The sequence below is a fragment of the Sphingobium sp. B11D3D genome, assembly GCF_025961755.1.
Lineage (GTDB): Bacteria > Pseudomonadota > Alphaproteobacteria > Sphingomonadales > Sphingomonadaceae > Sphingobium.
The window spans coordinates 691,137-708,354 of the sequence record NZ_JAOQOG010000001.1 but is presented as its reverse complement, the minus strand read 5'-3'; the positions used below and the strand labels follow the sequence as shown (position 1 = coordinate 708,354).

The 17,218-nt window shown below is 65.5% G+C and carries 17 protein-coding genes; 12 read left to right on the top strand and 5 right to left on the bottom strand.

What is annotated here, in order from left to right; translation table 11 throughout:
- Positions 1–32 precede the first annotated feature (32 nt).
- On the top strand, positions 33–374 hold the full coding sequence (locus M2334_RS03330; RefSeq protein WP_264604772.1) for a hypothetical protein: 342 nt from the start codon (positions 33–35) through the stop codon (positions 372–374).
- Positions 375–467: 93 nt separating this feature from the next.
- Here the strand turns inward: M2334_RS03330 and M2334_RS03325 are convergent, their stop codons facing one another.
- A complete protein-coding gene (locus M2334_RS03325; RefSeq protein ID WP_264604771.1) occupies positions 468–1,598 on the bottom strand; it encodes an aminotransferase class V-fold PLP-dependent enzyme in 1,131 nt (376 codons plus the stop codon).
- Between the two features lie 410 nt (positions 1,599–2,008).
- Between M2334_RS03325 and M2334_RS03320 the strand changes: the two genes are divergently transcribed.
- Both M2334_RS03320 and M2334_RS03315 read left to right on the top strand, forming a co-directional pair.
- Entirely contained in the window at positions 2,009–2,467 is a 459-nt protein-coding gene (locus M2334_RS03320) for a hypothetical protein (RefSeq protein WP_264571302.1), read from the top strand.
- A complete protein-coding gene (locus M2334_RS03315; protein WP_264593854.1) occupies positions 2,460–3,275 on the top strand; it encodes a ferredoxin--NADP reductase in 816 nt (271 codons plus the stop codon). The genes M2334_RS03320 and M2334_RS03315 overlap by 8 nt, the downstream gene beginning before the upstream one ends.
- Before the next feature lie 151 nt (positions 3,276–3,426).
- On the opposite strand, the gene bla is transcribed toward M2334_RS03315, so the two are convergent.
- Positions 3,427–4,323 carry a class A beta-lactamase gene (gene bla, locus M2334_RS03310; RefSeq protein ID WP_264571304.1) on the bottom strand — a complete coding sequence of 299 codons (897 nt, stop codon included), beginning with the start codon at positions 4,321–4,323 and terminating at the stop codon, positions 3,427–3,429.
- Positions 4,324–4,468: 145 nt separating this feature from the next.
- Between bla and mbhE the strand changes: the two genes are divergently transcribed.
- The 7 genes from mbhE to M2334_RS03275 all read left to right on the top strand — a co-directional run bounded on the left by mbhE (position 4,469) and on the right by M2334_RS03275 (position 10,806).
- The gene (gene mbhE / locus M2334_RS03305; protein WP_264585769.1) at positions 4,469–7,198 is read left to right on the top strand and encodes a hydrogen gas-evolving membrane-bound hydrogenase subunit E; all 2,730 of its coding nucleotides are present in this window, start codon (positions 4,469–4,471) and stop codon (positions 7,196–7,198) included.
- Entirely contained in the window at positions 7,195–7,575 is a 381-nt protein-coding gene (locus M2334_RS03300; protein WP_264604770.1) for a sodium:proton antiporter, read from the top strand. The genes mbhE and M2334_RS03300 overlap by 4 nt, the downstream gene beginning before the upstream one ends.
- Positions 7,568–9,052: a complex I subunit 5 family protein gene (locus M2334_RS03295; RefSeq protein ID WP_264604769.1), complete on the top strand. Its 1,485-nt coding sequence runs from the start codon at positions 7,568–7,570 to the stop codon at positions 9,050–9,052. Before M2334_RS03300 ends, M2334_RS03295 begins: the two co-directional genes overlap by 8 nt.
- Positions 9,049–9,384: a Na+/H+ antiporter subunit E gene (locus M2334_RS03290; RefSeq protein ID WP_264604768.1), complete on the top strand. Its 336-nt coding sequence runs from the start codon at positions 9,049–9,051 to the stop codon at positions 9,382–9,384. The genes M2334_RS03295 and M2334_RS03290 overlap by 4 nt, the downstream gene beginning before the upstream one ends.
- On the top strand, positions 9,381–9,656 hold the full coding sequence (locus tag M2334_RS03285) for a monovalent cation/H+ antiporter complex subunit F (RefSeq protein WP_181560637.1): 276 nt from the start codon (positions 9,381–9,383) through the stop codon (positions 9,654–9,656). The genes M2334_RS03290 and M2334_RS03285 overlap by 4 nt, the downstream gene beginning before the upstream one ends.
- The gene (gene mnhG, locus M2334_RS03280) at positions 9,653–10,012 is read left to right on the top strand and encodes a monovalent cation/H(+) antiporter subunit G (protein ID WP_264604767.1); all 360 of its coding nucleotides are present in this window, start codon (positions 9,653–9,655) and stop codon (positions 10,010–10,012) included. Before M2334_RS03285 ends, mnhG begins: the two co-directional genes overlap by 4 nt.
- Positions 10,013–10,197: 185 nt before the next feature.
- Positions 10,198–10,806, top strand: a complete 609-nt coding sequence (locus M2334_RS03275; protein WP_264604766.1) for an outer membrane protein — start codon at positions 10,198–10,200, stop codon at positions 10,804–10,806.
- Positions 10,807–10,898: 92 nt separating this feature from the next.
- Here M2334_RS03275 and M2334_RS03270 read toward each other — a convergent pair whose 3' ends face one another.
- Positions 10,899–11,765 (bottom strand): class I SAM-dependent methyltransferase, encoded by an 867-nt coding sequence (locus M2334_RS03270; protein ID WP_264604765.1) that lies wholly within the window; start codon positions 11,763–11,765, stop codon positions 10,899–10,901.
- 113 nt (positions 11,766–11,878) lie between these two features.
- A complete protein-coding gene (gene ybaL / locus M2334_RS03265; RefSeq protein WP_264604764.1) occupies positions 11,879–13,531 on the bottom strand; it encodes a YbaL family putative K(+) efflux transporter in 1,653 nt (550 codons plus the stop codon).
- A 307-nt stretch (positions 13,532–13,838) separates the two neighbouring features.
- On the opposite strand from ybaL, the gene typA reads away from it, so the two are divergent.
- Positions 13,839–15,671, top strand: coding sequence for a translational GTPase TypA (gene typA / locus M2334_RS03260; protein ID WP_264571312.1), 1,833 nt, complete (start codon positions 13,839–13,841; stop codon positions 15,669–15,671).
- Positions 15,672–16,009: 338 nt separating this feature from the next.
- Here typA and M2334_RS03255 read toward each other — a convergent pair whose 3' ends face one another.
- Positions 16,010–16,633, bottom strand: a complete 624-nt coding sequence (locus tag M2334_RS03255; protein WP_264571313.1) for a DUF4157 domain-containing protein — start codon at positions 16,631–16,633, stop codon at positions 16,010–16,012.
- Between the two features lie 218 nt (positions 16,634–16,851).
- On the opposite strand from M2334_RS03255, the gene M2334_RS03250 reads away from it, so the two are divergent.
- Positions 16,852–17,172, top strand: coding sequence for a hypothetical protein (locus M2334_RS03250; RefSeq protein ID WP_264604763.1), 321 nt, complete (start codon positions 16,852–16,854; stop codon positions 17,170–17,172).
- Positions 17,173–17,218: the final 46 nt, after the last annotated feature.

Here is a 17,218-nt window from a genome sequence, read left to right as displayed (position 1 = left end):
TCTGTGGCCCACAGCAATATCTCAGAAAAGGCATGGGCAGTGAACATAGTGATCGCTATGATCGGCTTATGGAAAGCCCAGAAGAACGTGTGGGCTATGACCGCCAGCCTCCAGAGGAGGGCATTCCGAAAGATCGAAGTCGTTGGCTGCTGTTAATCAAAGAAATGCGGGCCGCCCATAGTTGCGGCATTTATGAAGCCGAGTGCCGGGCTTTGCAGCAGCCTGCCTGGAAACGATGGGTCGCGCGCCAAATCAATCATGACGCCGAATGTGCAAAAATGGCGCGCAGCCATATTCGCTATAACGGCGACAGAGCTCTGATCGCGGAAGACAATGGAAAGCTGATCGTCCGCAATGGCGTGGGTTCCAAATAGGCCCCCTTTCGCTCTCACTCCGTTGAAGAGCAGCATTGATTTCCAGCCCAGTCCAACCCTCTCCTGCTGGCAGGAGAGGGCTGACGGACCAGCTCAGAACAGCTGATCGAACGCCGTTTCCAGCCGCTTGAGGCTGGCAGGCACGTCCTTGAGCTTGTCGAGGCCGAAGAGGCCGATGCGGAAGCTGCGATAATCCGGGCCTTCATCCACCATCAGTGGCACGCCGCCGGCGACCTGCAGGCCGAGCGCGGCGAAGGGCTTGCCGGTCTGCATCGCGGCATCCTCCGTGAACACCACGACCACGCCCGGCGCGGCAAAGCCATCGGCGGCGACCGACCGCACGCCGCGCTCCGCCAGCATCGCCCGCACGGCATTGCCCTGCTCCCACTGCGCGGCGCGCAGCGTTTCGAAGCCGATCTGCTTGGTCTCCATCATCGCCTTGTGGAAGGTGCGCAGCGCATCGGTGGGCATGGTGGCATGATAGGCATGGCCGCCATTCAGATAGGCTTCCATGATGCTGTTCCACTTGGCGAGATCGATCGCGAAGCTGGTCGACTGGCGGGCGCGGCAGCGCTCCAGCGCGGCGGCATTCATCATCACCAGCCCAGCCGATGGCGGCGCGGACCAGCCCTTTTGCGGGGCGGAAATGAGGATGTCGACACCGGTCGCGACCATGTCCACCCAGATGCAGCCCGAGGCGATGCAGTCCAGCACGAAGAGGCCGCCGACCTCATGCACCGCGTCCGCGACGGCGCGAATATAATCGTCCGGCAGGATCATGCCCGAGGCGGTCTCGACATGCGGGGCGAAGACGACGGCGGGCCGCTCGGCACGGATGGCGGCGACGACCTCATCGATGGGCGCGGGCGCGAAAGGCTGGTCCGCGCCGCCATTGCCGATGCGGCGGGCCTTCATGACCGTTTCCGACGCGGGGATCGATCCCGCCTCGAAAATCTGCGTCCAGCGATAGGAGAAGAAGCCATTGCGGATGACCATCACCTTTTCGCCGGTGGCGAATTGGCGGGCGACCGCCTCCATCGCATAGGTGCCGCCGCCAGGGACGACCACCGCGCGCTCGGCGTTGTAGACTTCGCACAAGGTGGCGTGGATATCGCGCATCACGCCCTGGAAAGCCTGGCTCATGTGATTGAGCGAGCGATCCGTGAAGACCACCGAATATTCGAGCAGGCCATCGGGATCGATATCGGGGCGCAGGGCGGGCATAGATGGTTCTCCTTGCTTCAGGCAGCGCATCCTGATGCTGCCCGTTCGTGCGACGGCGCTGACTCGATGCCACGCAATCGCCGCTGGCCGCGCATAGCGGGGCATGGTGCGGGATGCCAGTTGATCCTTCGCATCACCGTTCGGTGCTTGGATGAAGCGAAAGATGCAGATCGCGCTTGACGAAGTCCACAGGGATCGGCATGACGCTGTTAATGCGATTCATTGTCATTAGCAGATCAGTGCAGTCGCAACGCCTTCACCCGCGCGAACCCCTCTTCGCGCGGCGCGGACGTTCCCGGCCTGCAGGTGCAGCCGGCCGGGGACGTCCTTCCACCGGCGATATGCGCGCTTGCCTTGCCGGCGCCAGCGCCGCCTGCCATCGCCCCTGACTGCCACGGGAGAGATTGCCCATGTATGCGTTTCTGGATTGCCCGCTTTCGTTGCTCGATCGTGGCGGCCGTTTGCTCGTCTGGGCCATGCGGCACTGGGCAAAGGCGGTCTCTTGCGGGCGTTGCCCGTGCGGCGATGTCGGCCCGGCCTTTCACAAGGCGGATCTCATGGCCGGCTTCCCGCATTTCCACATGATGATGGCCGTGGTCAACCGCCACGCGCGCGAGAAGCTGTCCTTTGCCGACGTCGATTGCCCCCGGCTCAGCGATGGCGAGGCGCTTCTGCTCAGCCTGATCCGCCTGCCCGGCGGGGCACACGCGGATCAAACGCCCGCGACGGTCGCGCTTGTCGTGCAGCCCGAGGGCGCCCCGGCGCTGCGTATGGCGCTGGATTCGCTCGGCGCGGCGCTACGGACGGTTGAACTCTGGCCCGCGCTGCCCATGTTCGATCCTGCCACTGTAAGGTTCCCCAATGAATGACATGACCCATCACGGCTTCGAGCTCGAGCCGACCGGCGCACTCAGCGTGGAATCCGTTCGCTGGGTGAAGCACTGGAACGACCATCTCTTCAGCTTCGCGATCACGCGGCCGGCGAGCTTCCGCTTCCGCTCCGGCGAGTTCGTGATGCTCGGCCTGCCGGGTGAGAATGGGCGGCCGCTGCTGCGCGCCTATTCCATCGCCAGCCCCGCTTATGCCGAGGAACTGGAATTTCTCTCGATCCGCGTCGAGGATGGCCCGCTCACCTCGCGCCTGTGCAAGATCCAGCCCGGCGACAGTCTCTATCTTGGCCGCAAGCCCACCGGCACGCTGGTGATGGACGCCCTGCGGCCCGGCAGCCGCCTGTTCCTGCTCTCCACCGGCACGGGCCTCGCGCCCTTCCTCAGCCTCGTGCGTGATCCGGATGTCTATGAGTATTTCGGCCAGGTCATGCTCGCGCACAGCGTGCGCACGGTCGCCGATCTGGCATGCCGCACCGATCTGGAAAGCCAGCTCGCCGGCGATCCGCTGGTGCAGGATCAGGCCCTGCTGCAGTTCCATTATTGCCCCACGGTGACGCGCGAACCCTTCCGCACCACGGGGCGGATCGATGCCCTGATCGACGATGGCACGCTGTTCCGCGGCCTGAGCGGCCCCGCGCGCCTGGACCCGGAAACAGACCGGGTGATGATGTGCGGATCGATGGCGATGATCCGCGACTTTTCCGCCCGCCTCGACGCGCTCGGCTTTGAGGAGGGCTCGAACGCCAAGCCGGGGGATTATGTGATCGAGCGGGCGTTCGTGGATTAGGTTTTAGGTGCAGAGGGTTAATCGCGAAGGCGCTTCACCTTCGTCATTCCCGCGAACGCGGGAATCCAGCTCGGACGTTACCTCCCGGCGCAGGCGTGGAACTGGATTTCCGCGAGCGCGGGAATAACGAAATCCTGGTCGCCCACGGCGATCAGGCGCTCCAACTGACTGCAAGCGCGCCCAGCGCCTTGAGCGCGGCTTCGTCTTGCGGGCGGACATCTTCGGCGAAGGTCGGCGTCTCGACATAACCGATCACAATCAGCGGACTGCGTCCGCCCGGCGGAACCAACACCGCCAGATCGTTGGTCTTGTTGCCGACGCCTCGGCGCATCCCGGTGCCCGTCTTGTCCATGCCCTGCCAATCGGTGGGAATGCCGGCCCTGATGCGATTGCGCCCGCTCTGGGTCTGCACCATCCACTCCCTCAGCCGGTCGCGACTGGCCGCGCTGAGCACATCGCCAAGCACGATCTTGCGCACCGTTTGCGCCATCGCCTCTGGCGTGGTGCTGTTCTGCTCTGTGCTAGGCGGGATCACATTGATCTCCGGCTCATAGCCATCCAGCCGGCTCGTGTTGTCGCCAATCTCCCGCCAGAAGCGCGTCAACGCCTCGGGGCCGCCGAGCCGGCGCATGAGGATGTTGGCGGCGGCATTGTCGCTGGTGATCTGGATCGCCTGGGCCAAGCTGAGGATCGGCAAGCGCCCTTTGGCGAGATTTTCTTCCACCACGGGCGCGTAGGCGACGAGGTCCGCCTGACTGAAGCTCAGCTCTTCCGCCAGATCGAGGCGCCCGGCGTCGCTTTCGCGCAGGGCCATCGCCGCCAAGGACAATTTGAAGGTCGAGCAGTGACAGAAGCGCTCGTCGGTCCGCCAGCCGAAGCTGCGTCCGCTGCCGGTATCGAGCACGAGCGCGCCCAGCCTGCCGCCGATCGCGCGCTCCATCGCCTGCAGGCGGGCCACCGGGTCATTCATCCCCTCCCGCTTGTCGGCACAGCCGGCCAGCAGAACACTCGCGCCCATAGCCAGGGCAAAATCGCGACGATCGATCATCCGGCTTTGATAAGCGGGACGAACCGGTTTCGCCAACCCTTCCTGACTGCGCCGCGCATTGCCTCTGCATTCTGAGCGAGAAAACGCCCCCGCGCGGCCATTGGGTGCTGCATCATCAGGCAAAACTGTGCATTAGGTTTGTCAGATGCTGACGATATTGCTGATTTCCTTCCTCGGCGCCTGCCTGATGCCGCTGCTGGCCTACGTCATTGGGCGTGGTGCGGGCATGGTGATCGCCCTCTTCCCCTTCGGCCTGCTCGCGGCGTTCGTAAACATGGCGCAGTTCGTGGAACGGGGCTGGGTGAAGGGGGAAGCAGCCGAATGGGCACCCTGGCTCGGCCTTGATTTCACGCTTCGGCTCGATGGCTTTTCTTTCCTGCTCTGCCTGCTCATCACCGGGCTGGGCGGGTTGGTGACGATTTATGCCGGCGGCTATCTCACCAACAAGTCGCCGGCCGAACGCGCCCGTTTCTTCTGCTACATCCTGCTCTTTCTCAGCGCGATGCTGGGGGCGGTGCTGGCCGAGAACCTGCTCGTCTTCCTCGTCTTCTGGGAAGCGACGAGCATTCTCTCCTTCCTCCTCATCGGCTTTGAGGGACGCAGCGCCCGCGCCCGCCGGGCGGCCCTGATGTCGCTGCAGGTGACGGCGTTCGGCGGTCTCGCATTGCTGATGGCCGTCGCGATGATCGGCCATGTGCTCGGCACCTATTCCATGGCGCAGGCGGTGGCGCGGGTTGGCGAATTGCATGACAGCCCGTGGGGCACGGCGATCGTCGTGTGCATCCTGATCGCGGGTTTCACCAAGTCCGCGCAATTCCCGTTCCATTTCTGGCTGCCCAACGCCATGCAGGCGCCGACGCCCGCCTCGGCCTATCTGCACTCGGCGACGATGGTGAAGCTGGGCATCTATCTGCTCGCGCGGTTCGAGCCGGTGATCGGCGCGGAAAGCTGGGGACGGGGCGCGCTGATCACCGTGGCCTGCGTCACCATGCTCGTCGCCGCGTTGCAGGCCCTGCGGGCGGAGAACTTCAAGTCCGCGCTGGCTTATTCCACGGTCGCATCACTCGGCATTCTCGTGCTGCTCGTCGGGTTGGACGGGCCGGCGGCATCGGTGGCGATGATCGGCTTCCTGTTCGCGCACGCGCTCTACAAGGCGGCATTGTTCTTCTGCGCGGGATCTGTGCTGCACGCGACGGGCCTCTACAGCTTGCGCGCTATGGGCGGGCTTGCCCGACATCTGCCGCTGACGGCGCTGGCCTGCCTCGGTGCCAGCCTCTCCATGGCTGGCATCCCGCCGTTCATCGGCTTCATCTCCAAGGAATTCCTGTTCCAGGCGCAGTTGGAGAGCAGTTGGGAAGTCATCCCGCTGGCCATCGCCGTGATGGTCAACGCCGTCATGGTCGGCGTGGCCGGAGTGGTGACGCTGCGGCCGTTCTTCATGGGCCGCGGCAAGGTGAACAAGGTGCAGCATGGCGAGACCTTCTCGCTCGTGATGCCCCCGCTGCTTCTCTCTGCCGCCGGCCTGTTCATGAGCCTCGCGCCGGACTGGATCACGCGCGTCGCCATCCGCCCGGCGGTCGCCTCGGTCTACGGTCGGGCCGTGGAGGTGGACCTGACGGTGTGGCACGGCCTCACGCCGATGCTGCTGCTGAGCTTTGTCGTGGTCTCCATCGGCGCGCTGATCGTGGCCTTCTGGCGCAAGATCCACATCTGGCTGCGGCAGACCAAGCAGTTCAACACCTATGAGATCGAGCCGCTGTGGGAAATCAGCCTGCGCAACCTGATCCTCTCCTCCCGCAAACTGACGGATGCGCTCCAGCATGGCGATCTGCGGCGCTATCTGCTGGCCGTGGTCGGCGGTGCCGGCTTGCTGATCGCCTGGTCGGTAGCGAAGGCCGGTGTCGCGCCTGACATCCCATTCCCCGGCGATTTCCGGCCGGGCGAGGCGCTGGTCGCGCTCATCGGGCTCGGCGGAGCCATTGCCGCTGCTCGCGCCAATACGTTGCTCAGCGGCATGATCGCCACCGGCCTTGCCGGCTTTGCCGCCGCGATTACCTTTTTGATGAACGGCGCGCCCGATCTTGCGCTCACCCAGTTCACCGTCGAAGCGCTGCTCGTCGTGCTGCTCTCCGCCCTGTTACTGGCCGTACCGCTCGCCAGCCCGGCGACCCGCACCCGCGCCATGCGCAAGCGCGATGCCCTGCTCGCAACCAGCATCAGCGCGCTGCTGTTCCTGGCGGTGATGGACATGGCCGCGCGCGAACATGTGTCCGCCGCCAGCCACTTCTTTGGTCAGATGAGCCTCGCGGCGGCGCACGGCCATAATGTCGTCAACGTCATCCTCGTGGATTTCCGCGCCATCGATACGCTGGGCGAGACAATCGTGATTGCCATTGCGGCCGTCATGGCGCGCTCGCTGCTGCGCAGCCGGGGCAGTGAAGGGCCGGTGCCCGGTCCCGAGCCGGTCCACTTCTCGCTGCAGGTTGCCGGGCGCTGGATCAGCCTGCTGCTGCTGCTCGCCTCGCTGGTCATTCTGTTCCGCGGTCATAACCAGCCAGGCGGCGGCTTCGTCGGCGGGCTGGTCGCGGCTCTCAGCTTTGCGCTGCTGGCACTGGCTTATGGCGTCAATCACGCCCAGCGCGTGCTGCGCCTGCGCACCCTGACGCTGGTGGGCCTGGGCATGCTATGCGTGCTGCTCGCTGGCCTGCCCGGCCTGATAACCGGCGAGCCATTCCTGACGCATCTCTGGTGGGAGCCGGGCGGCCTCATCCCGGCCCTCTCGACCACGTTGATCTTTGATCTGGGCGTCTATCTCGTGGTGCTCGGCGCGGTGCTGGCCTTCCACTTCGGCCTCCAGCGGGAGGCGACGCGATGACCCTGCTCTACGGCGCTGTCGGCGCAGGCATCATCGCCTGCGCGCTCTACATGATCCTCTCGCGCAATCTGGTGAAGATGCTGCTCGGCTTTTCGATGCTGGCGACGGGGGTCAACATCCTGATCTTCCTCGCCGGGCGCATTCAGAGCCGGCAGCCGCCCATTGTGGGCGAAGGCCAGCACGCGCTGGGCGAGTCTGCCGATCCGATCACGCAGGCACTGATCCTCACGGCCATCGTCATCGGCTTCGCGCTCACGGTGATGCTCGCCGTTTTGGTGCTGCGTGCTTGGCGTCACAGCCACAGCATCGATGCGCGCAACGTCGATTCCGCCGAAGCACTGGGCACACCGCAGGAGCGGGAGCTGACCGATGACTGATGCGCTGCTGCTGCCCGCGCCCGTCATCCTGCCCTTCATCGGTGCGGCCCTGGTGCTCATCCTGCGCGCGCGCATCGCGCTCACCCGCGCCATCGGCCTGATTACGAACGGCCTGCTATTGGTCGTCTCGCTGCTGCTGTTCGTGCAGGCCAATGGCGGCAACCTCGTCCCGCTCACCGTCTTCGGCGGCTGGCCGCACGGCATCTCGATCAGCTTCTCGGCGACGATGCCGGGGCTGGTGCTGGTGGTCGTCACGGCGCTCATCGCCTTTGCCGCAGCGATCTACGCGCTGGTCGACGTCGGTCCGCGCCGCCGCCGCGCCGGCTATGACGCGCTGATGCTGGCGATGACCGGCGCGGTGAACGGCGCGTTCCTGACGCGCGATCTGTTCAACCTCTACGTCTGGTTCGAGCTGGCGCTGATCGCGGCGCTGGGCCTGCTAACGCTGGACCGCCGCCCGGCGCAGATCGACGGCGCCATCCGTTATGCCAGCTTCTCCATGCTCGCGGCGACCTTCATCCTGCTCGGCGTCGGTATGATCTACGGGATCACAGGCACGCTGGACGTCGGCGCGGCCGCCACTGCGCTCGCCAGCCGCCCGCCCAGCTTCGCCTCCGCCACTGCGACCGCTCTGTTGATGGCCGGTTTCGCGCTCAAGGCTGGGCTGTTTCCCTTCCACCTCTGGCTGCCGGCTTCCTATCATACCGGGCCGATCACCGCGGTCGCCGTGTTCGCCGGCCTGCTCACTAAGATGGGCTTTTATGCGCTGCTGCTGGTCTTCGCCGGGGTGTTCGGCGTGGGCGCGGGCGGCATCGGCGCCGCGCAGATGGTGCCGGTGTTCGGCTGGATCGCCGCGGCCACCATCCTCATCTGCTGCGCGGGCGCGCTGGCGCACACCGATATGCGCCGCATCCTCGCCTACCATATCGTCGCGCAGGTGGGCTACATCACCATCGGACTCGCGATCGCCACACGCGAGGGGATTGCCGGCGCGGTGTTCTACATGGTCCACTCGATCATCGTGCAGGCCAATCTGTTCCTCGGCGCAGGCCTGATTCGCCGGGCGAGCGGCAGCTGGGATCTCACCCGCGCTGGGGGCATGGCGCGGACGAACCCGCTCTTTTCGCTGGTGCTCGCAGTGCCGGTGCTGTCGCTGGCGGGCATCCCGCCCCTGTCCGGCTTCTGGGCCAAGTTCATCGTCATTCGCGAGAGCTTCGATGCCGGCATGGCTTGGCTGGGCATTATCGCGCTGATCGGCGGGCTGATGACGATCGTCTCCATGTCCATCTTCTGGTCCGATGCCTGCTGGAAGGAACCGCGCGGCAAGCCGGTGCGCAAGGTGCCGCTGGCGGGGTTGATCGCCATGGCGATCCTCTCCGGCGCGACCATCGCCATCGGCCTGCTGCCACAAAGCCTGTGGACGCTCTCGCTCCTCTCCAGCCGCGCGCTGGCCGCCGTCAGCGGAGGCGGCTTATGAGGCCCGCCCGCCGCCTGCGGGCCAGCCTGACGCTGGTCGCGATGTTCCTGTGGGATCTCCTCGTCGCGTCCCTGGCCGTCGCCAGGATAGTCCTGTCACCCCGCATCCGCACCGCCCCGGCGATCATCCGCGTGGAGACGGACTTGCAGCGGCCTTGGGCGGTTGCCCTATTCGCCTATTTCATGTCGCTCACGCCCGGATCGACCTGCCTGCATGTCTCCGAGGACCAGCGCAGCCTCTACGTGCATGTGCTCAACACCGCCGATGCCGCGACCACCATCGCCCGGTTCAAGCGGATCTACGAGCGCTGGATTATGGAGTTGGAGCGATGATCGATATGGCGACGCTCACCACTGTTCTCGCCGTGCCGCTGGCGCTCGCCTTCCTGCTCGCCGGCTGGCGCATGGTGACCGGGCCGAGCTTTGCCGACCGGTTCGTCGCGCTCGATATGCTCACCGCCATCGCCGTCGGGTTCGCGGCGCTGACCACGCTCGCGACCGGGCGCGGCGCCTTTCTGGACATTGCGCTCGGCATCTCGTTGATCAACTTCGTCGCCACGGCAGCCTTCGCCGTGTTTCTGGAACGCAAGCGGAGGCGGCAATGATGATCCTCGCCATGGCCCTGCTGATTACAGGTACCGCCTTTCTGCTCATCGCCGCCATTGGCATCGTACGACTGCGCGATCCACTGCAGCGGATGCACAGCGCCACCAAGGCTGGCACACTGGGGGCAACGCTGATGCTGCTCGGCGTCGTGCTGGCGGCCGACATCGCGGAGCTGAACTGGACCAGCGGGCTGACGATCCTGTTCCTGCTCATCACCCTGCCCATCGGCGCGCAGTTGCTCGGCCGCGCTGCCTATGTTTCCGGTACGCGGCTGGAAGGGCTGGCGCATGATCCGCTCAGCGACGAGCTGGAGCGCCATCCCGGCAAGCCTGATGAGCTGACGCGGGACAGCTAGGCCTCAGCGTCCCCGAGGACGGACGAAAACCCCAAGTTCGCTCGTCCGGATATGTTGCCTATTTGCAACAATCCGGCCTCACTAGTGATGCATCGCAACCACGAGATGGTTGACCCCGTTAACCGGGCTCCATAAGCGGCCCGTCCGCCCCGTGCAGAAGGCGAGATTAAAACAAGGAAAATACAATGAAACTTGCTGTTCTGGCTTCCGCAGCCGCCGTGATCGTTGCCACCCCTGCCGCTGCGCAGGAAGGCCCCACCTTCTCCGGCCTGAGCCTCGCGGTCCTCGGCGGCTATGACTCGGTGCGGCTGAGCGACGGCGTCGACAATGGAAGCAGCGATGATTTCGCTTATGGCGTGAGCCTCAGCTACAATGCCGATCTCGGTTCCGCCGTGGTTGGCGTCGAAGCGGAAGTCGCTGACTCCGACGTCAAGGAATCGGTCACGGACCAGTTCGTGACGGGCGATGAGCTGTCCCTGTCAGCAGCGCGCGATCTGTACGTCGGCGTCCGCGCTGGCGCCAAGCTCGCCCCCAACGCGCTGATCTACGCGAAGGCCGGCTACACCAACGCCCGCCTCAAGGTGAGCTACACCGACGGCGTCGACTCCATCAGCGACGGCGACAACCTCGACGGCTATCGTCTCGGTGCCGGCGTTGAGTACAGCTTCGGCCGCTTCGGCATCCGTGGCGAGTACCGCTTCTCCGACTATGGCAAGCTGAAGTTCGACGATGTCGACACCGGCATCAGCATGCAGCGTCATCAGGTCATGGTCGGCCTCGTCGGCAAGTTCTGATCCAGCGTTTTCGCTAAACGGGAAGGGCTGGCCTTGCGCCGGCCCTTCTTTTCTGTGCGCGACATAGCCAAGCCAGGCGCGCCGGTTCCGAACTAGGCGGCGACGGCGCTCACCAATAAAGCCTTGCCGGCGAGCATGACGCCCTGTCCGGGCACATGATGCGGCACAAAGGCGGCCGCAAGGCGGGCCTGCGCCTCCGGCATCCGGTCAGGCGCGACCTGATTGCCGATGTGCATGGCCGACAGCACGAAGGTCGCGGCATCCTGCGCGCTCGCGCCGGGTCCGCCGACCGGCAGATCGCGCAGGCACGGCGCCACGTCCATGTTTGCGAACCCTGCGTGCGCCAGCACCTCTCCCAGCCATGCCGTATCGGCAAAGGCGAACGGGCCGGGCGCTCTGGGGTCCGGCCGTCCATCCGGCGCCGGCAGCAGATCCTTCAGCGCCTGCTGCATCAGCTGCATCCAGGGATTTTCCGGTGGCGCCGCCCAGACCGCGAGATCGATACGGCTGCCGTCGCGGACCTGCCTGCGCAGATTGCGAAACGCCGCCTTGGGCTCGGCAAAGAACATCGACCCGAAGCGCGAAAACAGCCGGTCGAATGGCGCGCCGTTGATCGGCGCGGCACCGGCGTCGGCACAGACGAAGCTGACATTCTGCAGGCCACTGAGCGTTGCACGCGCGCCGCAGGACAGGATGAGGTCGGACGAGATGTCGACGCCGGTGACATGCCCCTCCGGCGCCACTGCCCGGGCAATCGCAAGGCTGGTGCCACCACCGCCGCAGCCGACATCGATCACGCGCTCGCCCGGCTGGAAGTCCGCCCGAGCCAGCGCCACCACGCCGATCGGGTCAATCATCCCCTCGAGCCGATCCAGATTGGCGAGCCAGTTGCGCCCCATGTCGCCTGCCCAGCCTTCAGCAGTTTTGCTGATCCCCACCCCGCTGTTATCGGCACCCATGCCTTTGTCTCCCGACCCATGATGCGGCCCCTGCCGTCATGACTGTCCGGCAGGCCGCTTGCTCAATAGATGACAATGTCCCGTCCCTCTGTCGAGCGGTGATGCGCGCGACATCAAATGCTTTGCGCTTGCATGTTTCCACGCAGCGCAAGCTCCAGCATCCGCGCCGCCAGTTCGCGCTCGCCCATCACGACGTCACCGATCCCCAGCTTGATCAGATGATCCACCTCGCCGTCCGAATGGGCCCGCGCGACAATGCCGATCCCGGGGCGCAGCGCGCGCGCCTTCTGGGCGATGGCCCCGGCGTCGAACCCCTCGGGAATCGCAATGAGCAGGCTGGTCGCGCGGTCGATGCCGGCCGCCTCCAGCACCCGCCGGTCCAGCGCGTTGCCGGTCACGGCCTCATGACCGTCGCGCCGCGCGGCATCGGTCAGTTCGGCATTGCTCTCAATGACCACCAGCGGCTTGTTCCGCTCGCGCAGCGCCTTGGCGATCAGCCGCCCGACGCGGCCATAACCGACCAGCACGACATGCACGAGCGTGGCGGACGGGGCTGCCACCGGCGGCGCATCGACCTTGGCCGCCTCGCTCGCGCGATGGGTGATGTAGGAAAACAGAAACGGATGCAGGAAGATCGAGATGATCGCGCCGGCCAGGATCAGATCGCGCGCTTCGGACGGAAGCACGCCGAGGCCAAAACCCAGCGTGACGAGAATGAACGAGAATTCGCCGATCTGCGCGAGGCTGGCTGCAACCGTCATCGCCGTCTCGCGCGGATAGCCGGAGACGCGGACGATGGCATAGGCAGCGAGCGATTTGCCGACCGTAATGATCAGCACCGTGGCGAGCAGCGGCAAGGGCTGGCGAAGGATGACCATCGGATCGAACAGCATGCCGACCGAGACGAAGAACAGCACCGCGAACGCATCGCGCAACGGCAACGTCTCTTCAGCCGCGCGCCGGCTGAGCGGGGTTTCGCCGAGGATCATGCCCGCAAAGAAGGCCCCGAGCGCGAAGGACACATCGAAGATGAAGGCCGATCCCGCTGCCACGCCCAGCGCAATCGCCAGCACCGCGAGGCGGAACAGCTCGCGTGAGCCGGTATGCACCACCCAGTGTAGCGCCCAGGGAATGATCCGGCGCCCGACCAGCAACATCACCGCGACAAAGCCGCTCACCTTGATGATGGTCATCAGCACCGGCCAACCCATCGCCGAGAGGCCCTCGCTCTGCGGATCGAGCGCGATGCCGGCCAGCACCGGCAGCAGCACCAGCGCCAGGACCATCACCAGATCCTCGACGATCAGCCAGCCCACGGCGATGCGCCCGCGCTCCGTCTCGACCAGATCGCGTACCTGCAAGGCCCGCAGCAGCACGACGGTACTGGCGACCGACAAAGCCAGGCCGAAGATGAAGCCGGAAAGCACGCCCCAGCCCATCAGCCAGGCGAGTCCCATACCAAGCACAGTGGCCGTCGCGATCTGTACAATCGCGCCGGGCACGGCGATGCGGCGCACCGCCATCAGATCCTTCACCGAAAAATGAAGGCCGACGCCGAACATCAGGAGGATGACGCCGATTTCGGCAAGTTCATTGGCGAGGTTGGGGTCAGCGACGAAGCCCGGTGTGAACGGTCCCACCATCACGCCGGCGACGAGATAGCCGGCGATGGGCGAGACCCGCAGCCGCATCGCCAGCGCGCCCATGAAAAAGGCAGCGACGAGGCCGGCAACGACCGTGGCAATAAGCGGCGTGTAATGCGGCATCCTGTATGGCAGCTCCTGTTGAGGCGAAATCCTATGGTGCGGAACGCGAATGTTGCAGCGTCTCTGCCAGAAAGGCATCGCACGACGCCGCAACCATCGCTTCGTCGCAAGGACTTTAATGGCTTGACGGCCATGCGCAACGATGGTCATTGCCTTCAAGCACTTAGGCTGGCCGCACCGACTATGACGAGGCCGCGGACCATCCGCGTTGCTGGCCGTTGCGCCGAGCGCCGCTTTCCGCTAAGGGCCGCGAGAAATTCCGGCCGGATGACCCGTGTCGGCCGTCCACAAGCCCAGAGAGATTATCATGAGCCCCCGTCCCAACGCTCTGCGGAACGTTGCCATCATCGCGCACGTCGATCATGGCAAGACCACCCTCGTCGACCAGCTTTTCCGCCAGTCCGGCACTTTTCGAGACAATCAGCGCGTCGATGAGCGGGCGATGGACTCCAACGATCTGGAGAAGGAGCGGGGGATCACGATTCTCGCCAAGCCCACCTCCATCGAGTGGGAAGGCACGCGCATCAACATCGTCGACACGCCCGGCCACGCCGACTTCGGCGGCGAGGTGGAGCGCATCCTCTCGATGGTCGATGGCGTGGTGCTGCTGGTGGACAGCTCCGAAGGCGCGATGCCGCAGACCAAGTTCGTGACCGGCAAGGCGCTGGCCCTCGGCCTGCGTCCCATCGTCGTCGTCAACAAGGTCGATCGGCCCGACCAGCGCATCCAGGAAGTGCTGGACGAGGTGTTCGACCTGTTCGTGAGCCTCGACGCGACCGACGAGCAGCTCGACTTCCCCGTGCTCTATGCTTCCGGCCGCAACGGCTATGCCAGCACCGACCCGACCAAGCGCGAAGGCACGCTGACGCCGCTGTTCGAGACGATCGTCAACCATGTGCCGCCGCCGGCGCTGGACATCGACGCGCCGTTCACCTTCCTGGTGACGCTGCTGGACCGCGACAACTTCCTCGGTCGTATCCTCACCGGCCGCGTGACCTCCGGCACCGTGAAGATCAATCAGCCCATCCATGCGCTGGACATGGACGGCAAGATCATCGAGACCGGCCGCGCCTCCAAGATCATGACGTTCCAGGGCCTCGACCGCGTGCCGGTCGATGAAGCGCGCGCTGGCGACATCATCAGCCTCGCCGGCCTGACCGTCGCCACGGTGGCCAACACCATTGCCGACACCTCGGTCTCCGAGCCGATCAAGGCGCAGCCGATCGATCCGCCGACGCTCTCCATGCGCTTTGCGGTCAACGATTCGCCGATGGCGGGCCGCGAGGGCGACAAGGTGACCAGCCGCATGATCCGCGACCGCCTGTTCCGCGAAGCCGAGAGCAATGTCGCGATCAAGGTCACCGAGAGTGCCGACAAGGACAGCTTCGAGGTCGCCGGTCGCGGCGAGCTTCAGCTGGGCGTGCTGATCGAGACGATGCGCCGTGAAGGCTTCGAGCTCGGCATTTCGCGCCCGCGCGTGCTGTTCGGCGAGGACGAGAACGGCAACCGCACCGAACCTTATGAGACGGTCGTCATCGACGTGGACGATGAATTCTCGGGCACGGTTGTCGACAAGATGAACCAGCGCAAGGCCGAGATGACCGACATGCGGCCCTCGGGTGGCGGCAAGACCCGCATCACCTTCTCGGCGCCTTCGCGCGGCCTCATCGGCTATCATGGCGAGTTCCTCTCCGACACGCGCGGGACCGGCATCATGAACCGGCTGTTCGAGAAATACGGTCCCCACAAGGGCAAGATCGAAGGCCGCAAGAACGGCGTGCTGATCTCCAACGGCGCCGGCGAGGCCAATGCCTATGCGCTCGGGCCCCTTGAGGAGCGCGGTGTGTTGATGGTCGGCGTGGGCGAAGCGCTCTACGAAGGCATGATCATCGGCGAGAACGCCAAGCCGGAAGACCTTGAGGTCAACCCGATGAAGTCCAAGGCGCTCACCAACTTCCGCGCCAGCGGCAAGGACGACGCCGTCCGCCTTACGCCGCCGTGGAAGCTGACGCTGGAGCAGGCCATCGCCTATATTGACGATGACGAGCTGGTCGAGGTGACACCCAAGACCATCCGCCTGCGCAAGCGCTACCTCGACCCCAACGAGCGCAAGCGCGCCTCGCGGTCCAAGGCCGCTTGAGCCAAGGGGCGCTTGTCCAACCGGACGAGCGCCCTTTTCTTTTGGGGAAGAGGCGGCGTGCGCCGAACGACCCCATTCCCAGTCCCGCTCAAGGGCGTTGCGCGCGAGGGACAAGCTCCCAACCCTCTCCCCTTGAGGGAGAGGGTTGCGCAGACTTGGCAGCCTGCGGCCTTAGTCGAAGCTGGGAGAGGGGTAAGCGATCCAAAGGATCGCGCGGATCAAAGATCCGCCACCCCTCATCCAACTCCGCCTAACCGCCAGATGGCGACAAGGCGCCGTATCCTCCTCCCTCAAGGGGAGAAGGTTGAATTTGACCCGCGCCACTTCGTCCCTGCAACCTAGCGCGCAGGCGTGGGCGTTGCTGTCCCAGTCGTTCGCATCGCGGCGACCACCCGGTCCGCCTCGGCATGGGCCTCCGCCTCGACACCCTGATAATCGCGCGTGTAGCGCTGGGCGAAGCCCTGGACGCCCCATTGGCGATACTGGTGCACATGATGCAGCTCATGCGCCCAGAGGCCGACATCCGAGGCGGCATCCTCGGCGGAGCGGAAGAGCACCACATCGTCCAGCGTGATCGCCGCGGCGTTGCTGCGGTTGAAGGTATTGGTCTGCAGGCTGAACTCGTGACCTTGGCCAACGCGATAGCGCACGCGGTCCAGCAGGGCGTCCGGCATATGGCCGCGCAGCCGGGCGCGAATGGCGGGCGGGATCGGCTCGACGCCGGCGGCCACCGCATCGTTCCGCGAGGCGGTGATCCAGCTCGCCAGCGCCTGCGCCGCGAACAATTGCCCCGCACCCTGCAGATCAGTCAGCAAGCGCCGGCCGGCCTCGTCAAATGCCGGTACGACCTGGCGGGCGGCGTCCTGAGCCCGCGCGGGAACGGTGAAACCGGAAGCGGGAATCAGAAGCCCCACCGCAGCAAGCGGCACGACCAGCAAGGAGGGAAAGGAGAAACGGGGCATAGAGCAGACCTCTAGGTCGTCGCGGCTGAACCGGCTTTTAACGCCTTACGTGTCCCACGCGATCCGCGACCGTCCTTCCACATATCACCGCATCCAGGGCACGCCCCATGGGCAGATGAACGGCCTGTTTCGCGGGCGTTCAGGCCGGTCTGGCAGAGAGGATGGATCGGACGAGCGAAGGCCGCGCGCAACGCCGACATTGGACACAGGAGAATGACATGCCTCTTACCCCCCGCCTCGCTTCGGTCGCCTTCGCCGTTGCGGCCACATTCGGCCTCATGCCGCTCGCCGCGACACCGGCTCAGGCCCAGAGCAGCCTGTCGATCAGCTATCGGGATTATGATCGTGATGGCTACCGCGACGTCCGCCGCGACCGCCATTATCGCGAACGGTCTTATCGCAGCGACCGCCGGGACTGGCGACGTCACGACCGCGGCTATCGTAGCGGCTACGGCTATAACGACCGTCGCCGCTGCTGGACCGAAACCCGCTGGGACCGCTGGCGCGGCGAGCGGTATCGCGTGCGCATCTGCCGCTGATCATGCCAACCGCACGACCGGGGCCGGACAGTCTCCGGCCCGGCCG

Bases quoted from the DNA above. Each gene is read 5' to 3' on its own strand.
- M2334_RS03330 (WP_264604772.1), top strand. From the start codon at position 33: ATGGGCAGTGAACATAGTGATCGCTATGATCGGCTTATGGAAAGCCCA.
- M2334_RS03325 (WP_264604771.1), bottom strand. From the start codon at position 1,598: ATGCCCGCCCTGCGCCCCGATATCGATCCCGATGGCCTGCTCGAATAT.
- M2334_RS03320 (WP_264571302.1), top strand. From the start codon at position 2,009: ATGTATGCGTTTCTGGATTGCCCGCTTTCGTTGCTCGATCGTGGCGGC.
- M2334_RS03315 (WP_264593854.1), top strand. From the start codon at position 2,460: ATGAATGACATGACCCATCACGGCTTCGAGCTCGAGCCGACCGGCGCA.
- bla (WP_264571304.1), bottom strand. From the start codon at position 4,323: ATGATCGATCGTCGCGATTTTGCCCTGGCTATGGGCGCGAGTGTTCTG.
- mbhE (WP_264585769.1), top strand. From the start codon at position 4,469: ATGCTGACGATATTGCTGATTTCCTTCCTCGGCGCCTGCCTGATGCCG.
- M2334_RS03300 (WP_264604770.1), top strand. From the start codon at position 7,195: ATGACCCTGCTCTACGGCGCTGTCGGCGCAGGCATCATCGCCTGCGCG.
- M2334_RS03295 (WP_264604769.1), top strand. From the start codon at position 7,568: ATGACTGATGCGCTGCTGCTGCCCGCGCCCGTCATCCTGCCCTTCATC.
- M2334_RS03290 (WP_264604768.1), top strand. From the start codon at position 9,049: ATGAGGCCCGCCCGCCGCCTGCGGGCCAGCCTGACGCTGGTCGCGATG.
- M2334_RS03285 (WP_181560637.1), top strand. From the start codon at position 9,381: ATGATCGATATGGCGACGCTCACCACTGTTCTCGCCGTGCCGCTGGCG.
- mnhG (WP_264604767.1), top strand. From the start codon at position 9,653: ATGATGATCCTCGCCATGGCCCTGCTGATTACAGGTACCGCCTTTCTG.
- M2334_RS03275 (WP_264604766.1), top strand. From the start codon at position 10,198: ATGAAACTTGCTGTTCTGGCTTCCGCAGCCGCCGTGATCGTTGCCACC.
- M2334_RS03270 (WP_264604765.1), bottom strand. From the start codon at position 11,765: ATGGGTGCCGATAACAGCGGGGTGGGGATCAGCAAAACTGCTGAAGGC.
- ybaL (WP_264604764.1), bottom strand. From the start codon at position 13,531: ATGCCGCATTACACGCCGCTTATTGCCACGGTCGTTGCCGGCCTCGTC.
- typA (WP_264571312.1), top strand. From the start codon at position 13,839: ATGAGCCCCCGTCCCAACGCTCTGCGGAACGTTGCCATCATCGCGCAC.
- M2334_RS03255 (WP_264571313.1), bottom strand. From the start codon at position 16,633: ATGCCCCGTTTCTCCTTTCCCTCCTTGCTGGTCGTGCCGCTTGCTGCG.
- M2334_RS03250 (WP_264604763.1), top strand. From the start codon at position 16,852: ATGCCTCTTACCCCCCGCCTCGCTTCGGTCGCCTTCGCCGTTGCGGCC.